Below are 25,298 nucleotides of genomic sequence, written 5' to 3'. Positions count from 1 at the left end.
AGGGAGGAAAGGTGGAAATGAAAAATTTGCTCAAGAAGGCAATCACAATGATGCTGGCATTTACTCTGCTACTTGGATTGATGACAGCGCCGCCCGTTCATGCAGACAACGCACTTTTCACAATTGAAAGCGAAAACGCTCAGCTCACCTCCGATCTTCAAGTGACGACCCAAATTTACGGACAGCCCAAACCCGGATACTCTGGAAGCGGATTTGTCTGGATGCAGAATTCCGGTACAATTTCCTTCACAGTGACTGTCCCAGAAACCGGCATGTATACGATCTCCACACGTTATATGCAGGAGCTCAGTGCTGACGGCAGGCTTCAATCTTTAGCCGTTAACGGCGTTACGAAGGGGTCGTATATGCTGCCCTATACGACCACATGGTCGAATTTCGATTTTGGCTATCACAAGCTGAATCAAGGCAGCAACACTATTCAACTGAAGGCTGGCTGGGGTTTCGCTTATTTTGATACCTTCACTGTGGATTATGCTGACCTTGATCCCCTGGATGTGCAACCTGTCCTCAGTGATTCTCAAGCCACTCCAGAAACTCAGCTTCTGATGAATTATTTAACGGAGGTTTACGGCAATCATATGATCTCCGGCCAGCAGGAGATTTACGGAGGCGGAAATGACGGCAATTCCGAGCTGGAGTTTGATTGGATTCATAATTTAACGGGAAAGTATCCGGCCATCCGCGGATTTGATCTGATGAACTACAATCCGCTTTACGGCTGGGAGGATGGTACGACCGCCCGGATGATCGATTGGGTGAATAACCGGGGTGGTATTGCGACAAACAGCTGGCATATCACTGTGCCCCGAGATTTCACCGCCTATCAGCTCGGGGAATTTGTGGATTGGAAGAAAGCCACCTACAAGCCGACAGAAACCAATTTTAATACAGCCAATGCAGTAGTTCCAGGTACGAAAGAATACCAATATGTACAACTGGCCATTGGGGATTTGGCGGAGCAACTGCAGATTCTGCAAAATAACAATGTGCCGGTTATCTTCAGACCCTTCCATGAGGCGGAGGGCAACGGTGGATTGAATGGAGAAGGTGCATGGTTCTGGTGGGCTTCGGCAGGCTCGGAGGTGTACAAGCAGTTGTGGGACCTGCTCTATACTGAACTTACAGAAACGTACGGTCTGCACAATTTGATCTGGACCTACAACAGCTATGTGTACAGCACTTCTCCCGCATGGTATCCCGGCGATGATCAGGTGGATATTGTAGGCTATGATAAATACAACACGATCTATAACCGCTATGACGGTTTGTCTGGTGTGCCCAATGAGGACGCGATTACCTCGATTTTCTATCAGCTTGTTGATTTAACCGGCGGTACGAAAATGGTAGCCATGACGGAGAACGACACCGTTCCAAGCGTTCAGAATCTGACAGAGGAAAAATCGGGCTGGCTCTATTTCTTACCGTGGTATGGTGAGCATCTCATGAGTTCCGCCTTTAATTATCCGGCTACCTTAACAACGCTGTACCAAAGCAATTATGTAATCACGCTCGATGAGCTGCCTGATTTGAAGGTTAACAATCCAATTCCAAGTGCGTCTATTACACCTGCAAACGTCGAATTTGATAAAAATGCCTCCAATCAGAATGACAAAGCCATCACCGTGAATTCAAACGGCAATACGTTAACCGCTCTCCGGGCAGGCGCCAATGCATTGACAGCGACTCAGGATTATACCTTGAGTGGAAATACGCTGCTGCTCAAAAAGCATTTCTGGCGACACTGCCGGTTGGCGAGCATTCGATCATCTTTAATTTTAATAAAGGACAAGATCCCGTATTAAAAGTGAAAATTGTCGATTCCACGCCAAGCGCATCCATTGCGCCCGTGAGCGCTGCATTTGATAAAGCGGCGAATCTAGCCCAGGATATTTCCGTAGTCCTTACCTTAAATGGACACCAGCTTGCAAGTATCACAAATGGAAATTCTACACTTTTAGCGAGTCAGGATTATACGGCATCAAGCGCTGCTGTTGTTCTGAAAAAATCCTATCTTTCCACGCTGCCGCTGGGACAGAATACCCTAACCTTTCATTTTAATGGAGGAAATAATGCTGTTCTTACAGTGAACGTAGCGGATAGCAGTGTTCCAGTACCCACTGGAGATTTGACGGTCCAAGCTTTTAATGGCAACACAAGTGCCTCCACCAACGGGATTTCACCCAAAATCAAAGTAGTCAATACCGGTGATTCAGCGATTCAACTAAGTGATGTGAAGGTCCGGTATTACTATACGATTGATGGCGAGAAAGATCAGAGTTTCTGGATCGACTGGGCCAGCATCGGAAATGCGAATGTAACCGGAAATTTCGTTAAGCTGGCGACTCCTGTTGCCAGTGCAGATTATGTTTTGGAAATTGGTTTCACGAGTTCGGCTGGAACACTTAATCCAGGTCAGAGCGCAGAAATTCAAACCCGTTTCTCCAAAACCGACTGGTCCAATTACAACCAGGCTAATGATTATTCGTTCAAGGCATCCAGCAGTCAGTTCATCAACAATGAACAGGTCACCGGGTATATGAATGGTCAGCTTGTGTGGGGGATTGAGCCGTAAGCTTTTAATGAAAAAAGGTATCTTTGTTTTACACAAAGATACCTTTTTTCATTTTGGGAAGAAGCAGGGAGTGCAATGGGAGAAACATTTCTGAAGTAGCCAGATTGCTCGATGATCAGTTTCTGGAGAAGGAAAAGCTTGAATTGAGCAATATTACCATCGACTGTGTTGGCATAATTGCAGAACTGGAGCAAAGAAAATTTGTTGAAATTGGAGAATTGGGTGCTTGTGTGGAATTTTTGTAGTCAGTCGCGATTCTCCTGAGTCGTTCCTATGGTGTGCAATGTCGCATTAATCCGGCTGCAATGTCGCAAAAGTACATGGAAATAGAGTATGAAGATAGATTATACTCGCTTTATTGATCTGATAATGAAAATCATTATCATACATAAGGGGGAGTCAGCATGAAAAGAACAAAGAAGAGGCAAGCAACCGCTAGAAAGGTAGATGCTGCCCAAAAAGCAGGACTATTAATGATATGGATGATGGCACTGGTACTTGTGCTAACGGCTTGCGGTACTGGAGGGGGAGCAAATGCGGGCACTGCCGCACTGCCATCTGCTTCAGCCGAGCCGTCACCTACATCTGAGACACAGGCTCAGACTACAGCCTTCCCGGTTACCATCTCGCATATGAAGGGTGAATATACGCTGACTGAGAAGCCGAAGGTCATCGCCGCGCTTGATGTGAAATTCGTCGATCAATTGTTAGCGATAGGCGAGCATCCGGCAGGCAGCGTTGTGGCTGGAGCGAAAGATGCAAAGTTTCCAGAATATTTAAGTGAACAATTGGGTGATGTGAAGGTCCTGGGCACACGCGATGAGCCCAATCTTGAAGCTATTGTAGCGATGAATCCGGATCTTATATTGATGACGGACTTTCAGGAGCAGGTGTATGACAGCGTTAGTAAAATAGCGCCCACAATAGTACTCGACTTCTATGAAGATTGGCGGGATACATCGGCTACCATCGGTATGATAACGGGCAAGCAGGCGGAGGCGAAGGTAGTGCGTCAAGTCTACGAGGACAAAATCGTCGGACTGCGGGAACAGCTGTCGGCGAAGCTGGGTGACGAAACGGTAGCTCTGATTCGCCCAAGACCGGAAGGTATTCGCGTACACGGTCCCGAACATCGGACCGGAAGCATTCTTTATGAGGATTTGGGATTGAATATCCCTGCATTCGTTCAGGAGATCAAAGATGATACCTCCGTTGAAATTTCGATGGAGACCATCGCTGATATCGGAGCAGATCACTATTTCCTGTTATCGGATGAATTGTTTGCCAAAGAGGCAGAGGCAATGGCGAACAGTCCGGTCTGGAAATCTCATGATGCCGTTAAAAATAACCGCGTATACAATGTGAATTCAACGCTCTGGATCGCTTATTATGGCCCAATTGCCCTCAACATTATTGTAGATCAAACGGCGGAAGCGCTGTTGGGATCACATTAAAATGGACAACTATCTGTCGTCTGCCTCTTGGAAGCAAATGGCGGAGGAATATCGTCTGTGGGTAGGTGAACCGCCTGAAGGCAACGTTCGTACAATTGCTCTTAGCCAGTTGCACGAAGAAGCTGCATGCCGCGAGTATGTAAGCTGGCTTAAGGGTTATATCGGTGCGCCTGATATGCAGGTTGCCGCTTCCATGCTGGCCAAGCGGATCGGTTATCTGTGGATCGCGCCGATGCTGACCGCTATGACCCTTCATAACCGGGAAGTCTCCATCCCGCTGGAGAACTGCTTCCTCTATCATCCGGCTTCCCCAGCTTTTAAAGGGGATACGCGTTTTCCTTTCCTTGCGCTAAACGGGCTTCGAGCGACGGCGGCACCCGAAGACAGGGAAGCCTGGCGAGAAGAGATCGTAGAGGAAATTTTCGCGGTACGTCTTGCGCCGCTGCTGCACACACTTGCTGCAATTGGTCCCGTCTCCATGGCAGTACTTTGGGAGAATATTATGGTACGCATTGCCCCGTTGTATTCTCCTGGAACAGATGAATTTGGGCAAGAAAGGCAACGAATGCAAGCCGATTTTGCTTTCCTAACCCGGATAGCTCCCGGACAATTGTTCGGCGTAAGACGCAATCCGTTTACCAGGTTCACAGAGAACAATGACCTAGCTCCGGTTGCAAAAAACAAGCGTATCACCTGCTGTTTTTATTACAGGATGTCGGCGGAATATTGCGGAAAATGTCCGAAAATTGACAATGAGAATGAATCTCAATTAAAATGACAACAGTAACGCACTCACTTATGTTGCGGACGCGCTTTCACTAAAGCATTTAATCCTATTCAAGTGCGCCCGTTAAACAGAGGATGCTATTGTCAGGAGATGAGAGAAATGCCGCTCAAAGAACAGGCAAGTTTATGGAGTGATACAACGATCAAGATGCTTGATGTGCTTAGCGGTACTTTGCCACCCGGCGGCGTTATGAGCGAAACCGGATTAACAGCCAATGTGTTGCTGCTGGCAGGCGGCGGGGAAGGTAGGCTTGTGATGAATGGCGAAATTTGCCATATCCAGGCCTATTTCGCTTGTCACGCAGTCAAGGGATCAGCATTTACTTTGACTGCTGGATCAGAAACCATTCATTATACCGTTATTATGTACAAGGCTTTTCCAATGTTGGGGGCTGCCCATGTTCTGTTTCCGCAGAGCAATCACCCATTACGAACTTCATTTGTTCACCGTCCTGTGCTCCTGGCTGAACTGCATCAGACTGCGGAACAAATCGAAGCCAAATGGAGCCGGGGCGAAGGGCTGGAGCGTTTCCATGCGAATGCGCTACTGCAAGGAATGCTTTACGAGCTTATTATGGAGTATGAATGTGGTCAGAAAGGCACAGAGGCGGATATGGTGGATGTTGTCGCTGCCTATATAGCGGGGCATTATCGTCAGGAGCTGGAGCTTAAGGAGCTGGCAGCGCTTGCCGGATGCAGTACAAGACAGTTACAGCGGCGATTCAAACAGGAGAAGTTACTAGGACCGATGGAATATGTAATCCAGCTGCGGATGGAGAGTGCCGAGCGGATGTTGCGTCATACGGATGCTCCCATCGGCGAAATTGCAGAAAAAACGGGCTATCGCGACATGTATTACTTTAGCAGGGCATTTAAGAAATATCATGGAGTTCCCCCGCAGATCTACAGGCGCACTACCGCTTCAGGGATCCGTGCTCTCTCAGCATATTCTGGGCTGCCGGATCGCCTGGCCTCATCGTACGAGTCGCTGCAAGGCCCGGTAATTTGTCATATGCGAGGCGAATATTGCGTCACCGCTTCTCCGAGGCGTATCGCCGTACTCGACGTTCAATATGCAGACCATTTGCTTGCGCTTGGGATATCCCCGGCAGGGAGTGTAGGAACGGGCAGTGCAGGGTTAAGATTCCCCCAATATATCAGGGAAAGACTTAAGACAACGGAAATGCTCGGAACTTATGAGTACCCGGACCTGCAAGCTGTCGAACGGCTGCAGCCGGATTTGATTGTCTGTACTGAGGTGCATGCCCAGCATTATGAACGGTTAAACCGGATTGCGCCAACCCTAATGTTTCAACGGAATGAGAGCTGGCAGACGATTTTGAGCCTGTTCGGTGAATTGACGGACAAGCGGATAGAGGTGGAGCGTATTATTGCGGATTACCTGCGCCGAACAGCATTGCTGTCTGAGCAGCTTGCAACGGCGCTGGCGGGTCAGAGCGTGGCCTTGATCCGTCCGCGTGAGTCGCTGGTACGGGTACATACTGCCTCCCATCGCACAGGTGCCGTGCTGTACCGTGATCTTGGTCTGCCTGCTCCTCTATTTGTCGCAGACACTTCCGACACGGCTTATCATATTACAGTTGATAGACTGCCAGCTGTGCATGCCAACCATTATTTTTTACTTAGTAACGAGATGATGCAGGAGGGGGTATCAGCGACAGAGCAAAGCGTCCGAGGGATGTTGGATTCCGATGAGCGGCCGTATATATACCCGGTAGATGCCGCTACATGGATCGGCTGCTACGGACCGACAGGTATCAATTACATTGTGGATCAGGTAGCCCGTACCTTGCTGGCCTGAGCGGTATCTAAGAGCATCCCCTAATTTCAGGCTATTTTTAGCCTAAACGTGAACAGCTCCTGTGATTATCACAGGAGCTTGTTTGTGCTGCGGATTATTATTTGTTGGGATAGCGCTTAGAACTATCTGTTGGCTCATGCAGGTGCTAAGGGCAGGGCCTGCTGTACGTTATTCCAGACCATTGACAATTATTGTAAAGATGGTGTATTGTAAGTGATAAGTAGTAAGTAGTAAGTAGTAAGTAGTAAGTAGTAAGTAAATCAAACGCTCACCATACGGAATAAATATCATCCTGTAAATACGAATTAATGGATAGGGGTGGATGGTTATGATGGATCTTAAATTAGCACCAAATTTTTCATTGATTGCGCTTAATGCACAGAGAAGTCTTCAGATGACTACTGTTAAGAAAGTGTCTTTGCGCTGCATGGCAGCAGCGGTTATATTGGAGCTTTACTTAGAGGGATGTTTTACACAATCTGAGAACAAGTTAACTTTGCACAAGGAAGCACTTGATCAATCTCATTCAACACTCTATAGAGAAACTGTTCTACAACCCATACTTCATAATAGTGCTGAGGTAACGGGTGACCTAAATTGGTGGTTAAAGAAGGCTTCGAGGAAGTCTAACCATCAATTAAAAAAGTTCGAAACCGCGATTTCAGATTATCTTCAAGCAATGAATTTGCTTGAAGATATACCAAGCCTGATAGGGAGCGACATGTATTTTGATTCAGCTGAAGTTGAAATTAGAGCCTATCGCAGCAATATGGAGGCGTACACAAGCATTACAGAGAATATGCGGGCTGAAATTTTGGAAGAGGGTCCAGTAACGGATGAGGTCATTTGTATGCTATGGCTACTTCGTGAAAGTGGATGTATGCATGATTTCTTCTCGCTGAACGAATTAGAACAGGTGAATATCAAATTACATGATCTATACCAAAGTAACTTATGGGCAAAGGCATTGTTTCCTATACAAATCCGCCAGGGAGTTGAGTTAGGCATCAAACGTTTTTTAGCATTGAAGACAAAGTTTGCGAAGACATTTATCGGCAGCAGTCTCAATCTTATCTTCCCTGCCTTAGAGCGATCACGAGCTGTCTTTATAGAAACAGAGTCCTGGTTTGATAATTCTAATCAAAGGTTAGACGCAGTTATTACAAGATTAATGTCCTATGGACATGAAGTTAAGGTGCTGGAGAGAGGATCGATTGCGACCCTTAAAATTGATAATTTGGTCTACGATGCGATCCCACATTTTGTAATGATGAAAGTGCCAATTCAAGGTGTGCGTCTTATTCCGAAGCGCCCGCTGTAAAGGAGTTGGTTATCAATGTCTAGACAACGATCCATGGAGAATATTATGGCGTCAGAATATGTATCGATAGGGGAATTAGTAAGAATCACAAATGCTCGTTATAGTACACTCAAACATTATACAGAAGAAGGCATGCTGCCCTTTGAACAGGCAGAGGAGAATTTAACACGCAGATATAAAAGAGAAGAAACCGTCGCGCGCATTCTTTGGATCAAAGAAATGAAAGCAAACGGTTTATCTATCCCACAAATTAAAGAAGCTTTAGGAATGAATTAAATTCCCCTTATCCTTGCAGTCAAATCTAAACCTAACTCCGTGGGAGCTTCCCCCCATACTGCGCGCGCAATTGCTGCAATTTATCCAGCTTGCTTAGACTACTGTCCCTGTTCGCTAATCCCACTCCAAGGATCAGATTCTCAATAATATAGGTGGGGCCAACCATGGAATGGAACTCCCAAACCTCACCTCTCCCCGCATAAAGTACGATATCTGCATCTTGGGATCGCGGGTAGACAAGTCTATCTGTGATCAGGATGACCTGGTAATTTGCTTCACGTGCATGGTTCAGTATGACTTCAATCTCAGGCAGTATTTGCACAAACCCAAACACAAGCAAGACATCTTGTTTGTCAGCATGCATTAAGGTCTCTAGCAGCTCATGGCCGCTGGGGGCCATTTTTTTCATTTGAAGACCAAAACGCGCCATTCGATAGATCATTAGCTCTGCTAATCCGGCGCAAGGTCCAGGGCTGTATACATAAATAATCCGAGCTGTAGATATCGCATCTACTGCACGCTTTAGTACATCGTCGCTTAAATAGCGGCGTGTTTCTTGCAAATGATGTGAACAATTGTCCAGCAGCAGTTGAGGGAGTGAGGTATCGTCTGATCGCTGCATGGCATCACGCATTTTTACAGAAGGTGTGGATTCAAAGCGGAAACGGAGCCGGTTTTTAAAATCTTTGGCATGTTTGTATCCCGCAGCTTTCCAGAACCGTGAAACGGAGGCGATGCTCAAATGCAGCTCGTCTGCCATTTCTTGTTCGGTCATGTAGACCACACGTTGCTCATTTTTTTGAATAAAGTCGGCAATTATCCGTTGATTAGGCGAAAAAGCGCGGTGGTTCCAATCTTTATACAATCTCTCAATCCTCCTATGATGATGCGATAGATAGAATATAACGTGTGAATATGTTGTAAATATTTTTACAACGTTAAAAATATTGAAAAAAATATTACTCTCATTTAACAAATGAAAAAAGCTGTGATGACATGGCCTTCTTATAATGAAGATAAATTCTTATTGGGAGGCCAAATATTTCATGAGCACGATAAAAACGCGTTACACACTGACTCAGTCACAAAAAATGATGATTTTTGTACTGTCGATGTCGCTTTACGGGTTGTCCAATATGTTTACCGAGCTAGTGCCTGGGATCAAACTGGGCCCGATTGAATTATCCATTGAATATTTCGCCTTCATTCCTTTGACATTATGTATGTTGTTTCACCCCTTATATGCGGCGGTCGGAGCAGCTGTTGGTGAGGTAATCTTCGGGGAATTGATGTTAGGCCAATTTGGAGGTTTAGGGGAGCTGGAGAAATTCATTACCTTCTCACTGGCGATGTATACCGCAGGCCGTATGGTGTCTGATCCGAAAAATCGAAGACAAGTTGGAGTGGCTGCGATTACCGGCGTGGCGATTCACCAGTTTTTTAGCTCCGTTATAGATATTGTGAAGGTGTGGGTAGGGGTAGAAGAGCTAGAGGCTGTTAAAGGGCTGGCAGAAAGTATCGTTGTAATTGAGGGAGTAGGGTTCCTGAATGATGTCCTTTTCTCCGGCATTTTGTTCGCGCTAATTCCTACCATGTATCTGGTTCCGCGTTTATATGGAAAAATTGAACCATTACTCGGCATGAAACCGCGTGAGCGGAATATGAAATATGCAACAGGAGCGTGGCTATCTCCTAAGCTGGTCATTGCCGGAACCTTTCTAGTGATGGTAGCAGTGGGTTCGGAATTGTTATCGGAATCGGGCTGGAACTTCGGTGATTTTGAGCTTGCAGGGGCGGAATCGAATGAAAAGACCTTGATTTGGCTCAGTATGTTGGTGGCGGCTGTAGTAGCGGCAACGGCGATTATTGCACTGCTTCGGCGTTCGGCACGAAAAAGACAGGAAGCGGGTCAAGCAGATGCGTAATACAATTCTTGAATTGAACAAAATTAACTTTACGTATCCGGGAGCTGAACAACCAGTACTGCAAGACGTAGACTTACGACTGGGAGAAGGGGATTTTATTGCGATCATCGGCAGTAATGGCTCCGGGAAATCTACTCTCTGCAAATGCTTTAACGGCTTAATTCCTCATTATTACACTGGTGATTTCAGTGGAGAGGTGACAGTTTGCGGCCAATCTGCGGATGGAAAAAGTGTAGCAGAGCTGTCCAAACGTATCGGTTATGTTTATCAGGATTTCGAGAATCAATTGGTACGACCGACTGTGCTTGATGATGTGTCTTTTACACCTCTGAATTATGGGTTTACGGATTACAAGGAACGGGGAGAGCGTGCGCTGGCGCTAACCGGACTTAGTGACTTGAGGCATGAATTTATTTGGCAGTTAAGTGGTGGGCAAAAACATCTGCTCGCTCTGGCTGGAGCCCTAGCTATGGATCCGGAAATTCTGGTGATCGACGAACCCGTAGCCCAGCTGGATCCGCAGCATGCCCGTCATATCTATGATATTTTGCAGCGTTTGAATGAGGAGCATGGAAAGACCATTGTAGTGATTGAGCATCATGCGGAATTTATTGCGGATTATTGCAAAAATGTTGTCCTGATGGATCAGGGTAAAATGCGCTGGCAGAAGCCTGTGCGTGAAGCTTTGTCATCTGTACAAGAATTGCTAGAGCTGGGCATATACCCACCGGATGTGACCCGGGCGGCTTGGCTGCTACAGCCTGATGATCAGAAGTCAAAGCTGCTTCCCTTAAATGCTGAGGAAGGCAGTACCCGCATGACGCTTCGTCAGGATGCCAAGGAGACACTTCCAATCGGACGTATGCAAGAGCAGCTCCCCATAGCTGCAAAAGAAGAAAATTCTATCGTTCAGCTGGAGAATGTTCACCTCTCTTACCGTACGATTCATAAGGTGCTGCATCCTGTACTGAATGGAATTCAGCTAGAACTGGGGCAGGGAGAGTCCATTGCTCTTATTGGCAACAACGGAGCAGGTAAATCTTCATTAATGAAGCTGATTGCTGGTATTGTCAGACCTACAGCTGGAACCGTAAAGGTTAAAGATATGACGGTGAACGGGCTGCCGCCTGAACGTCTCTCCGGTACGGTAGCTTACGTATTCCAGAATCCGGAGGAAATGTTTATCGAGGATTCTGTGCGTAAGGAAATTGCTTATTATCTGAAGGCGCGGAAACTACCAGATACGGATGGAAGAGTGGATGAGATGCTAAAGGCATTTCGCTTAAGCGAGCTGGCTGAACGGGATGCCCGACTGCTAAGTGGAGGGCAGCAGCGCCGGGTATCCTTGGCGATTGGTGCCGCGGTTAGGCCTGCTATCATGTTGCTTGATGAACCGACAGCTAATCTGGACATTTCGACCAAACAAGAAATGGTACATGTGCTGGAGACGCTTCGTAATCATGTGAAGACGGTCGTCATCGCAACTCATGATATGCAGCTTGTCTCTGAATGGGCCAGCAGAATAATTGTAATGCATCAAGGGCGGATAATTGCGGATGGGACGAAGGATGAAATTTTCGCTGACGGCCTTCTTTTACGGCGTGCGGGTCTGGCTCAGACCCAATTGATGGAGCTAAGTCGTATGCTCGGTCTCCCTAGAATTTGCAGTAGCTTAGAAGAGTTTGTGAGTTTAGTGGAAAAGAAGGAGGTAGCTGCAATCCATGGAAGCCGTTAAACGGGCACTTGACCGTATATCTGTAGAACAAATCAAATTGGAGTTGCTCGGGACCGCATATAACAGCAGCAGCACTTTTCTGGGCAGGCTGGACCCGCGAACCCTGCTGCTCTGGTATCTCTTTTTTGCCATCGTGCCTTGGTTTGTACATAACCGGACAATCCTGTTAGGGATGTTCGTGCTTATGGTTTTAACAACCGTCCTCTCCCGGGTCAGCCCCTATATTATTTTTATATTATGTCTCGGCTTAATCAGCCAGATTGGCTGGATGTTTATATTGTCGCTCTTTTTCGGTGGGGGGATTGAATCCTTGCTGCCTATGCTGACACTGACGCTTAAGCTTTCGGTGATTTCGCTGGCGAGTATAACGGTTTTCTCTAGTCTTGATCCGGAACGACTTAGTGACGGCTTACTGTCTTTAGGAATCCCTGATACCTTTGCATTCAGCTTATCTTATGGCTATCGTATTTTGCCTACTTTACTAGAGGAATTCCATCAGATCCTACTTTCCTTTAGATTGAGAGGGCAACGACCGCTTCAACATGGAATTTTCTATTGGCGAACAATAACGTATTATTTGCGAATCGTCATTCTGGCATTTTACCCGCTCATGTTGAACACAGCTAAACGTTCTCGAACAACGATTGAAGCACTTGAGACTCGGGGATTTAGCTACGGCCTTAATAATAAGAAAGTGAAGAAGATCAAGTTATCTTATTTGAAAATGAAGCGGTCCGACTGGTACTTTTTATCCGGATCCACTGCTTATGTCATCTTGATATTCTGTATTGGTTATCTCTACCCTGAACTGGTGTATTAACATAACTTACAAGCTCAAAGGAGACGAATTAGACATGATGAATATTGATCTGCATACCCATGGTAAATTATCTAAGAAATCTACGTTTTCACCCGAATATTTTGCGGAGATGATGTTCGAAGCCAAGGCGAATGGATTACAGGCTGTAGCATTGACCGAGCATTTTAATACTTCTAATTTCTTTGCGATGTATGATGCGCTGGATCAGACTTATCCCTATAACGGGCATTATTACGATGTGAACGGACTTAAACTGTTTCCAGGCATGGAAGTGGATATCGCGGAGACAGGTCACATCCTGTTGATCGGACTGAAGGAGAATGTTCTAGCTGTCCGCGCTTTACTAGATGAGCATACGCAGGAGGGGGAATTCATACCTTTTAAGCAGTTGCTTGATATGGCCGATGAACATAATCTTTGGAAAATCGGAGCCCACCCCTTCCGAACTTCTACGCCTTTACATCAACTGGATCCGGCATTGCTTCAGCGATTAGACGCTTTTGATTTCAACGCTAAGGATATTTACATGCAGGGGGTGGAGACTTATAAGAACCTGATCACGCCCTTTGCTGAGAAGTTGGGTGTGCCTGTGATTGCTGGCAGTGACAGTCATCAGTGTTTGCAATATGGCAGTGTTGTGAATCGTCTGCAAGACTCCTGCTCAACTGTGGAAGAATTGAAGGAAGCTATCAAACAAGGGAACTATGAAATAGAGGTTTCTCCGTGTCTTCATACCAAAGTAAAGGCTTCGGTAATGATGAAAAAACTATTGAAGCAGTTAATTGGCGAAGCCCCCTCCAGAGATGAAGCGGAGTTAGGATATATGGCGTAGAAAATAGAAGAGGGTTGTTCCATAAGCCATGAAATGATGAAATGGCTACTGGGACAACCCATTTTGTTGTTCGCTGGATTTCATTACTTTTGCATGTACAAAGATAACTATCGGACACAGATGACCTTAAACGCAGTTTTATTCCGCATTTGGGATGCTAACGGACTCCATAGCCACTATTGGCACGGAAAACACCATATATGAACCTCATTCTACGGAATAACGGCTCTGGAGTCCGAAACTCTGCTCAAAAGGCTGGAAATTTGCCAATAACGTCATCTGGGTCCTCAAATCTCAGAATGTATGAATTATCGTTTGTCTTTCGAATCTTTATTGCTGACACGGGTGGGTCTGGTCACCCAATTCGTGCGATTCATCGGTTTTACGGTATCAATTCTTGAATTGGAAGGTTCATTCGAAGGTTCTGTGGATTCAGTTTCAGTAGAAGCTGCACCCTCTTGATCTACGGTTTTTTTCCTCGATAGTCCTGTACCATCATGTTTGCCTCTGTTCCATACTCTACCCTTACTCATACATACACTCCATTTCTATACGCTTATTCATAAACCATATCATATAAGGACAAGTTAAGGAAGAAAGACATAGCACAGATCGAAGAATTTTTCAAGTTATAAAGGTTACTGGAGATTTCATTTTATGGTGGCTATAATAGTACTGATATTGAAAGGAGAGTACTTATATTATGGCAATCAAGATCATAACAGACAGCGGTTCAGACCTACCCCTTGACTACATGGAGAAGTATAATGTTTCCGTGATCCACCTACCGGTTCATTTTGGGCATGAGTTAATGCCGGCAGATACGGACACGAAAAGCTTTTATGCTCAAATGCGCGAATCCAAGGAGCTGCCTACCACAGCTAGTCCAAGTCCCAACGAATTCCTTGAGAAGTTCAAGCAAGTGGAGGAGGGAACTGACATTATGGTCATTTGTATGTCCTCTAATATTAGTAGCACTTATCAGACGGCTATGATTGCTATGGAAATGTATAAGGATGAAGGACATACCAATGCAATAGAGGTTATAGATTCCAAAAACTTCTCAGGCGGGCTGTCATTGATTGTCGGCCTGGCGGCGCAGTGGTCCTTAACTTGTTCAAGCTTGCAAGAGCTCAAGGAAAAGGTACTTCAGCAGATAGAGGAAGTTAACGCTTATTTTACGCTGGACACTCTGGAGAATGTAATGAAAGGCGGACGTCTAAGTCGGCTCTCGGGAGCCGTAGCGTCTGTACTCAATATAAAGTTGCTGCTCAAAATCAGCGAAGAAGGCACTGTCGAAGTAGTGGAGAAGACCCGGGGTCTTCCAAAAGCACTGAATCGTCTGCTAGCGCATTTGGATGAGAAGCAGCATGATTACGAGAAAGCGGTTATCGCTATTGTACACAGTAATTGTGAGAAGCTGGCACTCGAGATTAAAGAACGCATTTTACTAAAGCATCCCTTCAAAGAAGTCTTACTCTCAAGTATGGGTCCGGTTATGGGAACCTATGCTGGGGAAGGCGGAATTGGCGTAGCTTTTTAAAGTAGTGATCCTCACAATCCAGACAAATTACGATCGTACATGGGACGGTTTCCCGTGTGCGATTTTTATTTTATTACTATGTGATAATTTAGCTATTCTTTAGATTGTGTTTAGGCTCTGTTAATAATCACAGAATATAGTTAGATGGGGGGATTATCATGTATACAATATTGATCGCTGATGATGAAGCAGAAATTGTGGAATTGCTAAGATTATATCTAGAGAAAGAGTACAACATTTTGGAAGCAAATAGTGGTACTGAAGCCTTAACGCAGGTACAGAACCATAAAGTTGATTTGGCAATTCTGGATATTATGATGCCGGGTCTGGATGGACTGCAATTATTGAAAAAGATCCGCGAGGTGCATCATTTTCCAGTGTTATTTTTATCTGCCAAAAGCGAACATCATGACAAAATTCTGGGTCTTGAACTAGGAGCCGACGATTATATTTCCAAACCGTTTAATCCATTAGAAATAGTAGCCCGTGTTGGAGCACTGCTGCGGCGTGTACATCATTTCGATGCGCAAGTCGTTGAGGAAAAAGAAGCTGAACAGATTGTATTAGGTGAATTAATGCTGGATCAAAGCCAGTGTCTGCTCTATCGTTCAGGTGAACCTGTGGTGCTTACTTCTACCGAGTACAAAATTTTGGAACTAATGATGAAGCAGCCTGGACGAGTCTTTACACGCAAAAAAATATATGAGGCCGTGTGGGAAGATTTCTATGTGTACGAAGATAATAGTATCATGGTACATATCAGCAATATCCGGGAAAAAATTGAGGAAGATTCCAAAAAGCCAGTATATTTAAAGACTATTAGAGGGCTGGGATACAAAATTGAAGCGCCTATGGAGCAATAGAGATCAACGACCTTTACAATCATCGCTGACGCTGGATTTTTTGTTGTTTATCTGTATTTTGTTTTTTCTCGTGATTGTATATTATTTGTTTATTAATCTTGATGTGACCCATATTTTTGAAAAAAATAAAATCGCTGATCCTGATTTGAAGGTGGAAGCTAGTGCTTATCGAGATAATCTGGAGCATGGGATAGAAACCAAACGTCTTCTGCGTAGCGGGGGATGGATCGAGGTCTTGGATCAAGACATGAAGGTCACCAAGGTTGTTGGAGAAAAAAAAGACGGTGTAACCCAATATACCAGTAACCAGCTTTTAAAAAGTTTGGAAAATGGAGAAGAACAAGCTTACTTTTACTCGTTGACCACGCTAAATGCTCAGAGCGAATCGGAGTGGCTGCTGCTGAAGCTGCCGCGGGAAGCTATCACCATCACCATTAATAGTGATCCCTTCGTGGCCTACTTTAATCATTCGCTTTCATACTACGTCTTTTTGGGTGTGGGAATGATTCTTTTGCTAATTATCGTGTACAGCTATTGGGTGGCGCGGCGAATCAGGAAACCACTGCGTATCATCACGCTTGGATTGAAGCAGATGATTCAGGGGAATTATGATACTCGAATCGCTTTATATGCAGAGAAGGAATTTTCGCAAATTGGAGAGACTTTTAATTATATGGCAGACGTAATTGAAAAGACGACCAAAGAAAAACGCCAGGCAGAGGAAAGTAAGAAACGGATGATGGTTGATCTGTCCCACGATCTGAAGACGCCGATAACGAGTATACAGGGCTTTGCCCAGGCGCTTGTAGAGGGTAGAGGCGAGGATGAAGAACGCCAAAAAAGATATTTAAGCTATATTTATAATAAATCCTCACAAGTTACTAAGCTGATTCAGAACATGCTGGAGCTGTTAAAAATAGATTCACCGGATTTCTTGCTACGAATGGAGCATCAAGAACTGGGCGAATTTATTCGTGAAATCATTGCAGATACCTACGGAGAGATTGAACAAAAGAATTTTGTTTTGCATCTAAATGTTCCCGAAGAGGATGTGTTCTTGAACTTTGATGCGGAGCTGCTCTCGAGTGTGGTTCATAATTTGATCTCCAATGCACTGATCTATAATCCTCCAGGTACACATTTGCGTGTGGAGGTGATTCCTTTGGAGAAAGAAGTCACGATTGAAATCGCTGATACTGGAGTGGGTATTCCAGAAGAGCTGTGGTCCACAATGTTTGATCCGTTTGTTCGGGGAGATAAAGCGCGGACAGCTTCGGGAGGGACAGGGCTAGGTCTCTCGATAGCTATGAAAAATACAGAGAAAATGGGGGGGACGCTTCATCTCAGTCGCCGAAAGAAGGAACCTACGGTATTCACCATCCGGATTCCGAAATAACGAGCTGGAAGACATCCAAATCAGAAGACGGGAGAGAAAGTATGGCTAAACTGAACAATTTCATCAAAGTTTGTCTAGCGATTCTTTTAGTGTTAGGCATTGTATTTTTAGGCTCACGCGTAGATTTTTTATTCACACCGATCCTGTCTTTGTTCAGTGTCATTATAGTGCCTTTAATGCTGGCGGGTTTCTTTTATTACTTGCTGCGGCCACTGATCGATACCTTGGAGAAATATAAGCTGAATCGTTCTTTGGCGATTATCATCGTATATGTAGTTATTTTAGTGCTTCTGTTTGCTTTTATTATCGGCGTTTGGCCTTCACTTCGCACACAATTAGTTAATTTCGTCGATAATATGCCGAATCTCATTGCCTCCTTGAATCAACAGCTATTGAAACTAGAAGATAATGAATTTCTGTCTGCGTTGATCCCTGCTGATGCGAATCCAGCCTCCACATTGACGGATTATTTGAATAAAGGGTTTACGCTGTTAACGAATTACGTATCAGGATTGTTCTCTTTTGTTTCGAATTTCGCGATCATTTTATTCACCTTTCCGATTATGTTATTCTACATGCTTAAGGAAGGTGGGAAATTCGGACGTAAGATTGTAAGTTTCTTTCCAAAGAAGTATCGTGAAGAAGGAACTACAATGATGACTGAAATCGACAGTGCGCTTAGTGGCTTTATCGTGGGCCGGGTGCTTGTTAATTTAGCCTTAGGCGTTCTGATGTATATTGGTTTCCTTATTATCGGCCTGCAATATGCATTGCTGTTGACTGTAATCGCAGTTGTGATGAACTTCGTGCCTTTTATTGGTGCGATACTGTCTAGTATCCCTATTTTCATCATCGGATTCATTCAATCGCCGTCTATCGCCGTCTGGTCCATCATCATTGTTCTGGTAGCGCAGCAGATACAGGATAATTTAATCGCTCCCTACATCTTTGGGAAAAAGCTCGATATTCATCCACTGACAACGATTATCCTGGTATTAGTTGGCGGTGATTTAGGCGGGATCATTGCGATATTGCTGATTATTCCGCTGTATATGATTGTTAAAATCGTCTTGACCAAGGCCTATTATTTGTTTGTCAAGCAACGCCGGGTAGAGATAGAGGTAGAGGAGAGTCCTGATATCTCTTAAGTTAATAAAACATTATGGAGGGATTTCTATGAATGAAGGAACGGAGCAAGGACTAATTCATATTTCAGATGATGTGGTGACTTCGATCGTCGGGCAAGTGGTTCTGGACACACCGGGTATTGCCGGCATGTCAGGAAGCAGTATCTCGGACAACTGGGCTAAACGTCTAAGCGGTAAAAATGTAAAAAAAGGAATGTCCGTTGAAGTAAAAGAAGTGGATGTTGCCATCGATCTTCAGGTCATAGTTAATTACGGATGTGTGATTCAAGAGGTCTGCTATATACTGCAGCAAAATGTAAGAAATGCTGTTGAAAATATGATGGGACTGTCTCTAGTTTCTGTAAATGTTAAGGTTGAGAAGGTCGCTCTGCCATTCTAAGAATAGCCCATTTAATAGGCACCGTAATCTAGGCTTCTGCATAGAATGGAGCAAATCCATTTACGGAGGTCAGAACATCCATGTCGACATTTAACACTGGGCAGCAACAGAATGTGATTTATCAGGCTGATCCTGCTGTGATCCGGCACCTGCACGGTGTCCGCGATTCCCTACATCAATCTTGCAAGCCATACCTTAACCATAAGGTGAACGTACAGACAATAGATGGCTTTGTACATGAAGGCGTTATAGCCGGAGTAGATAATAAACACTTGTATCTGAACGTTGCAGCTAATGGGCAAATGCCCCGAGGGTTTTACAACCCTCATCAGCCTTATCATCCTCATCCGGGCCCGGGACCTGGCCCATATCCAGGACCTTATCCAGGTCCCCCATACAATAATAATGTGATTTTACCGCTTGTGTTGTTTGAACTGCTTGCTATCTCTTTAATCTAGTGTTTGGGTTTAATTGAAGAAGGACATGTGCAGGATTTGCGGTCATACGTTGACGCATCCCGCCAGGTCCTTTTTTTGTAGGCGTAAAGTATGTGTTAGAAGAAGGTGTTCTCATTATCACTTTAGGGATATAATGGGTACAAACTCTGGGAGGTGGCATATGATTAGATACCCTTTTTTGAAAAAAAATGCGACGATAGGCGTTACAGCACCTTCATCTGGAGTAGGCATTCAAAATGCAGAACTACTAACACTGGCCTCCAGCCGGTTGAAGTCGCAAGGATTTAATGTCATTATCGGCGAAACGGCATGGAAGCAAGATAAGGCTAAATCTGCACCAGCCAATGTTCGTGGTCATGAGTTTAATGAGATGATCAAAGATGATGGAATCGATGCCCTAATTCCGCCTTGGGGCGGGGAATTGTTAATTGAAGCTCTGGAATTTATTGATTTTGATGCTTTGCAGGACAAATGGATCGTGGGATATTCAGATATAAGCGTCTTGCTGCTTGCGGTCACGCTGACAACCGGGTTGGCTACTGCCCACGGAGCGAATCTCATTGATTTACGGGGAGAGTATTCGGATGATACTACAGCCCTCTGGCATGCGGTTCTAGAGACACCAGTGGGTGAGTCCATTGTGCAGCATTCATCTCTTAAATATCAGCGGGAATGGCAACATGATGTGCCTTCGCCATGCGTTTTTCATTTGACAGAGGAGACTTATTGGAAGTCTCTAACTACAGATGCTGTAACGATGAAAGGACGTCTGTTGGGTGGTTGTATAGATGTAATTAGGCATTTGATCGGCACACCTTATGGAAAGCTCCAGCATTTTCAGCAAGAAATGATTCATGACGAACCTATAGTTTGGTATTTGGAAAATTGTGAATTGAACACAGCGGATTTACGCAGATCTTTAGTGCAGATGAAGCTGGCAGGGTGGTTTGAGAATTGTTCGGGGATTATGTTTGGCAGAAGTCCAGCTAATCGGCCTGTGGATAACTATACTGCCGAGGATATCTATGCTGAACTATTCGAAGAGCTTAAGGTACCGATCGTTTATGATATCGATTGTGGTCATGTCCCGCCGCAGGTTACTTTTATTAATGGAGCTTATGCAGAAATTGAAGTGGCAGACGGAGTAGGGACGGTAAAGCAATATTTCTATGAATAGCGTTATATCAAAAAAGGACAACCCCTCGGGTTGTCCCTTTTACTATCATTAGTTCCCTGTATTTACAATCGCTGTGATTTCCTCATCCAGGTCCAGTCTTACATCTTCACGATAGGCGCGAACACCATATTCGCTGAGCATGTAACGCAAGATCGCTTCAATCATATTGGACTCCACTAGAAATTGACTGCGGCCCTGTACCCAAACCTCTGCAGAGTAACCGGTATCTTCTTCCCAGCTCAGTTCTACCTGAACATCCTCTGGGCGAACAGCCTTTCGTTCCGCCATGTGCAGACAGAGGGCATTGATGATCTCATCCATGCTTAGAACAATTGTAGACATTAGTACCGACCATCCTGTTCTTCTAAGCGGCGACGTTCTTTTCTACGACGGAAGAAGGACATCACGAGCATAACCAATACATAAATAGCTAGCATATTAACGGCAAAGCCTAGGAAGTCACCAAAAGCTCCCATTCCACCAAACATTCCACCGAATAATAATCCGGCCAAACCACCGATCATCATGCCTTTCATTAAGCTGCCGCCGCTGAAGAAGCCACGTTTTGTATTTGCAGCAGATCCTGCTGTGGAACTTTTAGTGCTGTCACTTTTTTTGATGTTATTTGTTGTTGTTGATTTTTTTGGAGTTGTTGAATAGCTGCGAGTGCCGGATTTGAATCCGCCGCCACCTCGACGTGCATCGGCAAAGTCTGGAGCAACCACTGCAAAAAACAGAGTGAAGGCCATTAGAATCATCATTACGCGTTTCATTGGTTTCATTTAGTACGAAAACCCTCCTGTGAGCATGAATTTTTGTGTATGGTCGGTAATACGCAGACATGCCCCACAAGGTTTCAATTTTATTTATCATAATTTATACTTTTATACACAAAAAAAGCGTGGATCCAGGATCCACGCAAACAGCAGTTAGAGAGTCGTCATTTGTTACTTATACCCATCAGCGACAAGCTCAAGCGCTCCGGTTGCCGGATCGATGATCATGCCATGGATAGGTACATTAGGGGGAAGCAGTGGATGACGTTTAATCAGGTCCACAGTCTGAATTACCCCTTCTTCGACATTGTCAAACCCACGCAGCCATTTTGTAAGTTTGATTCCGGAATTCTCCAGTGTAGACAGCACTTCTTCAGATACTCCACGTTCTTTAATGGAATTGATCATATGGTCCGCATTGAGGGAGGCCATACCGCATTCATAGTGTCCAACCACGATTACTTCTTCAGCATCTAGTTCATATAGAGCTACCATTACACTACGCATAACACTACCAAAAGGTTGAGAAATAACCGCACCAGCATTTTTGATGATTTTGACATCACCATTTTTGAAATTCATGGCTTTCGGCAATAATTCAACGAGTCTAGTGTCCATACAGGTGATGATCAGCATTTTTTTGTCAGGATAACGACTGGTTAAATAAGCTTCATAGTCCTTATTCTCTACAAAACTTTTATTAAAGTTAATAATTTCTGATACGTGGCTCATATTAGCTTCCTCCCTTAAATTCCTTGAATTGTACTTACGTTGCGCATATCTCTTACCATGATATTGTTGCCATAAATCTGAGAATCACTGACCAGCTTATAGGAAGAGAAACGTTCCTCTGCATCGAGTCGCATCTTGTCTTCATAAAAGATTTCCTGTTGCCGGCTTACGATAAAGGGAAGAGAATTCGTCTCTATCCTAGAATCGCCTTGCTCCACTTCTGAAACAATCAGTAACACATTAATTCCGTCACACCCGCAGCCTACCGTATCATAAAAGAGCTTGAAAAATCCTGGCTGATCTCCAAGCCTTTCCTTCAACTTCCTTTCTGCGAGAGGTGTAACTTGAATCATCATAGCCCTGTTCACGCTCCTTGATTTTTGTTCGAAGCATGGTCTGCTTCTTATGTAACTCATTAAATATTTAAAATTAGAGATGTATCTCTGAAGTTGATTATACTCATTCAAAAAAGTATCATCAAGAGGAGTCTGTAAAACAGAGAAAGCAGGTGGAGTAGAATGGAACAACAAGTAAAGGAACGATGGGAACAATTCAGCGAGTTATTAGCAAAAATTAGTGGATATTCAGAGGCCATAGAATTAATGCACTGGGATTTGCGCACAGGTGCACCACGTAAGGGAGTAGAAGTTCGTTCCGGTACGATTGGGATGCTGAGTGGAGAATTGTTCAGACTTGAGATTTCACAGGAGATGGGTGACTTTACAGCATTTTTCAGCCGTCCAGAAGTGTTGAGCCAGCTTACAGCTAATCAACAAAAGATCGTCAACGATTGCCGCAAAGAGTATGAGCGCAGTAAGAGTATTCCGTCCAAAAGATTTGAAGAGTACGCTGTCCTGTCTGCTCATTCCCAAACGATCTGGGAAGAAGCTAAGGAGAACAATGACTTTGCTACATTTGAACCTTATTTGAGTAAAATCGTAGCTCTGAAACAAGAGTTCATCGATTATTGGGGTGTTAATGGCACACGTTACGATACGCTTCTAGATATGTATGAGCCTGATCTCACAGTAGAAAAGGTGGATGAAGTGTTCAGTCGCCTCCGCAGCCGCTTGGTTCCGTTAGTGGAAGCTATCGCTGCTTCACCTAATAAACCAGATACCAGCTTCTTGCAGCAGATTTTCCCTAAAGAGCAGCAACAAAAGTTTGGTAACTTTATTCTGAAGCAAATGGGCTATGACTTCGACGCAGGCCGCTTGGATGAGAGTGTGCATCCTTTTGCTACAGGGCTGAATCCAGGTGACGTTCGTATTACGACCGCTTATTTACTTGATAACGTGACTAGCGCCGTCTTCAGCTCACTGCATGAAGGTGGACATGCGCTTTACGAACAAAATATCAGCCAAGATTTAGTGGGAACACCGCTGGCTCAAGGCGCATCGATGGGGATTCATGAATCTCAGTCGAGACTATGGGAGAATATGATTGGCCGCAGCCGTGCGTTCTGGCAACGTTATTACGGTGATCTGCAGCAGCATTTCCCAGAGCAACTTGCTAATGTAGATGTAGAGGATTTCTACCGGGCTATTAACAGTGTGGAAAATTCATTCATCCGAATTGAAGCAGATGAGCTTACATACAATCTGCACATTATTGTGCGTTACGAGATCGAAAAGCTTATTTTTAATGAAGGACTATCTGTCAAAGATCTGCCTCAGGTATGGAATGCTAAATATCAAGAATATTTAGGTATTACACCGCCTAATGATGCGCTTGGTGTATTGCAGGACGTGCACTGGTCCGGTGGAGACTTCGGATATTTTGCATCCTACTCTTTGGGAAATATGTATGCTGCCCAAATCTTGAATACACTCCGCAAGGAGCTGCCGAACTACGATGAATGGATTGCTGCGGGAAATCTTTTGCCGATTAAAGAATGGTTAACAGAAAAAATCTACCGTTTCGGAAAAAGTCTGACCCCTTCGCAAATTATCGAACAAGTAACAGGTGAGCCGCTCAGTCCAGATTATCTGGCTGATTATTTGGAGGAGAAATACACGGAGATTTACAAACTGTAATCCAGTTAGGTCCGCGTGGTATAATAGAAAGAAAGCTTAGACGGAAGGATATGGATATGGCAAATACTCACACCTACACCCGGAGAGAAGAAGTCGCGAATGCGATTACGCACGGGATCGGAGCTGTATTAAGCGTCGCTGCACTTGTCCTGCTTGTTGTTTTTGCAAGTCTGAAAGGAACGGCATGGCATGTAGTCAGCTTCTCCATTTATGGAACGACAATGCTGCTTCTGTATCTCAATTCAACACTTGTGCATAGTCTCAAAGAGGGCAAGGCAAAGGATTTGTTCGAATTTTTCGATCACTCCTCTATTTATCTGTTTATCGCAGGCACGTATACACCCTTTTTGCTAGTAGCTATTCGGGGAACACTTGGCTGGAGTTTATTTGGTGTTATATGGGGAATCGCAGTATTTGGCGTTTTCTTCAAAGCGTTTTTTGTTAAAAAGTTCTTGTTCATGTCTACGGTATTCTACATTGCTATGGGTTGGCTGATTGTTATCGCCTGGAATCCTCTTTCGGCAGTGGTAGCGGACGGTGGTATGATTCTGCTGATGGCTGGCGGAGTGCTTTATACTCTAGGTACAGTTTTTTATGTATGGAGAGGGTTTCCGTTCCATCACGCGATCTGGCATGTATTTGTTCTTGCAGGCAGTGTCACACATTTCTTCGCCATATTGGTTTATGTACTGCCAATCCAATAATTTCAAGCGGATTTATCGCGGAAAATATGGATTTTTAATAAAGAAAGAGATGACAAGCAAAAGTGCTTGACATCTCTCTTTCTTTTAGGTATCATAAGGGACGTTGTGAAGGTGTAAAGTGTTTTTCCTTGACGAAGGGGTTGTCCTTAATGAGTCAGGAGAATAGGCTCGAGAAAACGAATCGTATCAATTTGCTTTTTGCCTTCTATGAACGACTGCTTACAGATAAGCAGCAAACGTTTCTTAAATATTATTTTCACGATGATTTTTCCTTGGGAGAGATTGCCGCTGAATTTGAAATCAGCCGCCAAGCTGTTTATGAGCATATTAAGCGCGCTGAGCAAGTCCTTGAGAATTATGAAGAAAAACTTGGACTATTAGTAAAACATGAGAGTCGTACTAAATATTTAGAAGAGCTGCGCAGACTGCCGGAGAATGGGATGCTGCCTGAGCAATATAAACTTCGGTTCGCGGAGATCGTGGATCGCTTGCAGAGGTTAGAGTAGCATGAAGGGAGAAATC

At 44.5% G+C, this 25,298-nt stretch carries 26 protein-coding genes and 1 pseudogene; 21 read left to right on the top strand and 6 right to left on the bottom strand.

Features of this window, described 5'->3' with window-relative positions; all coding sequences use genetic code 11:
- The first annotated feature begins 17 nt into the window (after positions 1–17).
- The 7 genes and pseudogenes from MHH50_RS19060 to MHH50_RS19030 all read left to right on the top strand — a co-directional run bounded on the left by MHH50_RS19060 (position 18) and on the right by MHH50_RS19030 (position 8,252).
- Positions 18–2,593, top strand: a pseudogene (locus MHH50_RS19060) (glycosyl hydrolase).
- 53 nt (positions 2,594–2,646) lie between these two features.
- Positions 2,647–2,838: a hypothetical protein gene (locus tag MHH50_RS19055; protein WP_248548605.1), complete on the top strand. Its 192-nt coding sequence runs from the start codon at positions 2,647–2,649 to the stop codon at positions 2,836–2,838.
- Between the two features lie 159 nt (positions 2,839–2,997).
- A complete protein-coding gene (locus MHH50_RS19050) occupies positions 2,998–4,047 on the top strand; it encodes an iron-siderophore ABC transporter substrate-binding protein (RefSeq protein WP_340033275.1) in 1,050 nt (349 codons plus the stop codon).
- A gap of 1 nt (position 4,048) precedes the next feature.
- Positions 4,049–4,825: an IucA/IucC family C-terminal-domain containing protein gene (locus tag MHH50_RS19045; protein ID WP_076316293.1), complete on the top strand. Its 777-nt coding sequence runs from the start codon at positions 4,049–4,051 to the stop codon at positions 4,823–4,825.
- A 108-nt stretch (positions 4,826–4,933) separates the two neighbouring features.
- Positions 4,934–6,655: a helix-turn-helix domain-containing protein gene (locus MHH50_RS19040; RefSeq protein WP_340033274.1), complete on the top strand. Its 1,722-nt coding sequence runs from the start codon at positions 4,934–4,936 to the stop codon at positions 6,653–6,655.
- Between the two features lie 328 nt (positions 6,656–6,983).
- Positions 6,984–7,976: a hypothetical protein gene (locus MHH50_RS19035; protein ID WP_340033273.1), complete on the top strand. Its 993-nt coding sequence runs from the start codon at positions 6,984–6,986 to the stop codon at positions 7,974–7,976.
- Positions 7,977–7,991: 15 nt separating this feature from the next.
- The gene (locus MHH50_RS19030) at positions 7,992–8,252 is read left to right on the top strand and encodes a helix-turn-helix domain-containing protein (RefSeq protein ID WP_036688642.1); all 261 of its coding nucleotides are present in this window, start codon (positions 7,992–7,994) and stop codon (positions 8,250–8,252) included.
- A 31-nt stretch (positions 8,253–8,283) separates the two neighbouring features.
- Here the strand turns inward: MHH50_RS19030 and MHH50_RS19025 are convergent, their stop codons facing one another.
- The gene (locus tag MHH50_RS19025) at positions 8,284–9,117 is read right to left on the bottom strand and encodes a MurR/RpiR family transcriptional regulator (protein ID WP_076127116.1); all 834 of its coding nucleotides are present in this window, start codon (positions 9,115–9,117) and stop codon (positions 8,284–8,286) included.
- Between the two features lie 181 nt (positions 9,118–9,298).
- Here MHH50_RS19025 and MHH50_RS19020 point away from each other — a divergent pair, with 181 nt between their 5' ends.
- The 4 genes from MHH50_RS19020 to MHH50_RS19005 are packed head-to-tail and all read left to right on the top strand — an operon-like array spanning position 9,299 to position 13,564.
- Positions 9,299–10,177, top strand: a complete 879-nt coding sequence (locus MHH50_RS19020) for a cell division protein FtsQ (RefSeq protein WP_076127114.1) — start codon at positions 9,299–9,301, stop codon at positions 10,175–10,177.
- Complete coding sequence (locus MHH50_RS19015) at positions 10,170–11,912, top strand: energy-coupling factor transporter ATPase (RefSeq protein WP_076307716.1); 1,743 nt, start codon at positions 10,170–10,172, stop codon at positions 11,910–11,912. Before MHH50_RS19020 ends, MHH50_RS19015 begins: the two co-directional genes overlap by 8 nt.
- The gene (locus MHH50_RS19010; protein WP_076100351.1) at positions 11,899–12,732 is read left to right on the top strand and encodes an energy-coupling factor transporter transmembrane component T; all 834 of its coding nucleotides are present in this window, start codon (positions 11,899–11,901) and stop codon (positions 12,730–12,732) included. The genes MHH50_RS19015 and MHH50_RS19010 overlap by 14 nt, the downstream gene beginning before the upstream one ends.
- Before the next feature lie 34 nt (positions 12,733–12,766).
- On the top strand, positions 12,767–13,564 hold the full coding sequence (locus tag MHH50_RS19005; protein WP_305953990.1) for a PHP domain-containing protein: 798 nt from the start codon (positions 12,767–12,769) through the stop codon (positions 13,562–13,564).
- Positions 13,565–13,872: 308 nt separating this feature from the next.
- On the opposite strand, the gene MHH50_RS19000 is transcribed toward MHH50_RS19005, so the two are convergent.
- Positions 13,873–14,097, bottom strand: coding sequence for a hypothetical protein (locus MHH50_RS19000; protein ID WP_076190853.1), 225 nt, complete (start codon positions 14,095–14,097; stop codon positions 13,873–13,875).
- Between the two features lie 170 nt (positions 14,098–14,267).
- Between MHH50_RS19000 and MHH50_RS18995 the strand changes: the two genes are divergently transcribed.
- From MHH50_RS18995 to MHH50_RS18965, 7 genes are all read left to right on the top strand, one after another.
- Entirely contained in the window at positions 14,268–15,107 is an 840-nt protein-coding gene (locus MHH50_RS18995) for a DegV family protein (RefSeq protein WP_036688632.1), read from the top strand.
- A gap of 155 nt (positions 15,108–15,262) precedes the next feature.
- A complete protein-coding gene (locus tag MHH50_RS18990; protein ID WP_170914177.1) occupies positions 15,263–15,970 on the top strand; it encodes a response regulator transcription factor in 708 nt (235 codons plus the stop codon).
- Positions 15,948–17,366, top strand: a complete 1,419-nt coding sequence (locus MHH50_RS18985) for a HAMP domain-containing sensor histidine kinase (protein WP_340033272.1) — start codon at positions 15,948–15,950, stop codon at positions 17,364–17,366. The genes MHH50_RS18990 and MHH50_RS18985 overlap by 23 nt, the downstream gene beginning before the upstream one ends.
- Before the next feature lie 41 nt (positions 17,367–17,407).
- Positions 17,408–18,514, top strand: a complete 1,107-nt coding sequence (locus MHH50_RS18980; RefSeq protein WP_076306638.1) for an AI-2E family transporter — start codon at positions 17,408–17,410, stop codon at positions 18,512–18,514.
- Between the two features lie 28 nt (positions 18,515–18,542).
- The gene (locus MHH50_RS18975) at positions 18,543–18,893 is read left to right on the top strand and encodes an Asp23/Gls24 family envelope stress response protein (protein ID WP_076127105.1); all 351 of its coding nucleotides are present in this window, start codon (positions 18,543–18,545) and stop codon (positions 18,891–18,893) included.
- Between the two features lie 80 nt (positions 18,894–18,973).
- On the top strand, positions 18,974–19,351 hold the full coding sequence (locus tag MHH50_RS18970) for a hypothetical protein (protein WP_036688624.1): 378 nt from the start codon (positions 18,974–18,976) through the stop codon (positions 19,349–19,351).
- A 160-nt stretch (positions 19,352–19,511) separates the two neighbouring features.
- Positions 19,512–20,528 (top strand): S66 peptidase family protein, encoded by a 1,017-nt coding sequence (locus MHH50_RS18965; protein WP_076306637.1) that lies wholly within the window; start codon positions 19,512–19,514, stop codon positions 20,526–20,528.
- Between the two features lie 48 nt (positions 20,529–20,576).
- Here MHH50_RS18965 and MHH50_RS18960 read toward each other — a convergent pair whose 3' ends face one another.
- From MHH50_RS18960 to MHH50_RS18945, 4 genes are all read right to left on the bottom strand, one after another.
- Entirely contained in the window at positions 20,577–20,861 is a 285-nt protein-coding gene (locus MHH50_RS18960) for a YxcD family protein (RefSeq protein ID WP_036689115.1), read from the bottom strand.
- Between the two features lie 8 nt (positions 20,862–20,869).
- The gene (locus MHH50_RS18955) at positions 20,870–21,310 is read right to left on the bottom strand and encodes a hypothetical protein (RefSeq protein ID WP_076127101.1); all 441 of its coding nucleotides are present in this window, start codon (positions 21,308–21,310) and stop codon (positions 20,870–20,872) included.
- Between the two features lie 165 nt (positions 21,311–21,475).
- Positions 21,476–22,036 (bottom strand): carbonic anhydrase, encoded by a 561-nt coding sequence (locus MHH50_RS18950; RefSeq protein WP_036688619.1) that lies wholly within the window; start codon positions 22,034–22,036, stop codon positions 21,476–21,478.
- 14 nt (positions 22,037–22,050) lie between these two features.
- A complete protein-coding gene (locus MHH50_RS18945) occupies positions 22,051–22,392 on the bottom strand; it encodes an iron-sulfur cluster biosynthesis family protein (protein ID WP_076127099.1) in 342 nt (113 codons plus the stop codon).
- 162 nt (positions 22,393–22,554) lie between these two features.
- Here MHH50_RS18945 and MHH50_RS18940 point away from each other — a divergent pair, with 162 nt between their 5' ends.
- The 3 genes from MHH50_RS18940 (at position 22,555) to ylxM (ending at position 25,282) form a co-directional block, all read left to right on the top strand.
- The gene (locus MHH50_RS18940; RefSeq protein WP_076127097.1) at positions 22,555–24,072 is read left to right on the top strand and encodes a carboxypeptidase M32; all 1,518 of its coding nucleotides are present in this window, start codon (positions 22,555–22,557) and stop codon (positions 24,070–24,072) included.
- A gap of 56 nt (positions 24,073–24,128) precedes the next feature.
- Positions 24,129–24,776, top strand: coding sequence for a hemolysin III family protein (locus MHH50_RS18935; RefSeq protein WP_076279607.1), 648 nt, complete (start codon positions 24,129–24,131; stop codon positions 24,774–24,776).
- Between the two features lie 149 nt (positions 24,777–24,925).
- Positions 24,926–25,282 carry a YlxM family DNA-binding protein gene (ylxM, locus tag MHH50_RS18930; RefSeq protein WP_036688609.1) on the top strand — a complete coding sequence of 119 codons (357 nt, stop codon included), beginning with the start codon at positions 24,926–24,928 and terminating at the stop codon, positions 25,280–25,282.
- Positions 25,283–25,298 lie beyond the last annotated feature (16 nt).

The sequence above is a fragment of the Paenibacillus sp. FSL H3-0302 genome (assembly GCF_037982245.1).
Taxonomy (GTDB): Bacteria; Bacillota; Bacilli; order Paenibacillales; family Paenibacillaceae; genus Paenibacillus_AQ; species Paenibacillus_AQ odorifer.
This window is presented reverse-complemented; position numbering and strand designations above follow the sequence as displayed.

Bases quoted from the DNA above. Each gene is read 5' to 3' on its own strand.
- MHH50_RS19050 (WP_340033275.1), top strand. From the start codon at position 2,998: ATGAAAAGAACAAAGAAGAGGCAAGCAACCGCTAGAAAGGTAGATGCT.
- MHH50_RS19045 (WP_076316293.1), top strand. From the start codon at position 4,049: ATGGACAACTATCTGTCGTCTGCCTCTTGGAAGCAAATGGCGGAGGAA.
- MHH50_RS19040 (WP_340033274.1), top strand. From the start codon at position 4,934: ATGCCGCTCAAAGAACAGGCAAGTTTATGGAGTGATACAACGATCAAG.
- MHH50_RS19035 (WP_340033273.1), top strand. From the start codon at position 6,984: ATGATGGATCTTAAATTAGCACCAAATTTTTCATTGATTGCGCTTAAT.
- MHH50_RS19030 (WP_036688642.1), top strand. From the start codon at position 7,992: ATGTCTAGACAACGATCCATGGAGAATATTATGGCGTCAGAATATGTA.
- MHH50_RS19020 (WP_076127114.1), top strand. From the start codon at position 9,299: ATGAGCACGATAAAAACGCGTTACACACTGACTCAGTCACAAAAAATG.
- MHH50_RS19015 (WP_076307716.1), top strand. From the start codon at position 10,170: ATGCGTAATACAATTCTTGAATTGAACAAAATTAACTTTACGTATCCG.
- MHH50_RS19010 (WP_076100351.1), top strand. From the start codon at position 11,899: ATGGAAGCCGTTAAACGGGCACTTGACCGTATATCTGTAGAACAAATC.
- MHH50_RS19005 (WP_305953990.1), top strand. From the start codon at position 12,767: ATGATGAATATTGATCTGCATACCCATGGTAAATTATCTAAGAAATCT.
- MHH50_RS19000 (WP_076190853.1), bottom strand. From the start codon at position 14,097: ATGAGTAAGGGTAGAGTATGGAACAGAGGCAAACATGATGGTACAGGA.
- MHH50_RS18995 (WP_036688632.1), top strand. From the start codon at position 14,268: ATGGCAATCAAGATCATAACAGACAGCGGTTCAGACCTACCCCTTGAC.
- MHH50_RS18980 (WP_076306638.1), top strand. From the start codon at position 17,408: ATGGCTAAACTGAACAATTTCATCAAAGTTTGTCTAGCGATTCTTTTA.
- MHH50_RS18975 (WP_076127105.1), top strand. From the start codon at position 18,543: ATGAATGAAGGAACGGAGCAAGGACTAATTCATATTTCAGATGATGTG.
- MHH50_RS18970 (WP_036688624.1), top strand. From the start codon at position 18,974: ATGTCGACATTTAACACTGGGCAGCAACAGAATGTGATTTATCAGGCT.
- MHH50_RS18965 (WP_076306637.1), top strand. From the start codon at position 19,512: ATGATTAGATACCCTTTTTTGAAAAAAAATGCGACGATAGGCGTTACA.
- MHH50_RS18955 (WP_076127101.1), bottom strand. From the start codon at position 21,310: ATGAAACCAATGAAACGCGTAATGATGATTCTAATGGCCTTCACTCTG.
- MHH50_RS18950 (WP_036688619.1), bottom strand. From the start codon at position 22,036: ATGAGCCACGTATCAGAAATTATTAACTTTAATAAAAGTTTTGTAGAG.
- MHH50_RS18945 (WP_076127099.1), bottom strand. From the start codon at position 22,392: ATGATGATTCAAGTTACACCTCTCGCAGAAAGGAAGTTGAAGGAAAGG.
- MHH50_RS18940 (WP_076127097.1), top strand. From the start codon at position 22,555: ATGGAACAACAAGTAAAGGAACGATGGGAACAATTCAGCGAGTTATTA.
- MHH50_RS18935 (WP_076279607.1), top strand. From the start codon at position 24,129: ATGGCAAATACTCACACCTACACCCGGAGAGAAGAAGTCGCGAATGCG.
- ylxM (WP_036688609.1), top strand. From the start codon at position 24,926: ATGAGTCAGGAGAATAGGCTCGAGAAAACGAATCGTATCAATTTGCTT.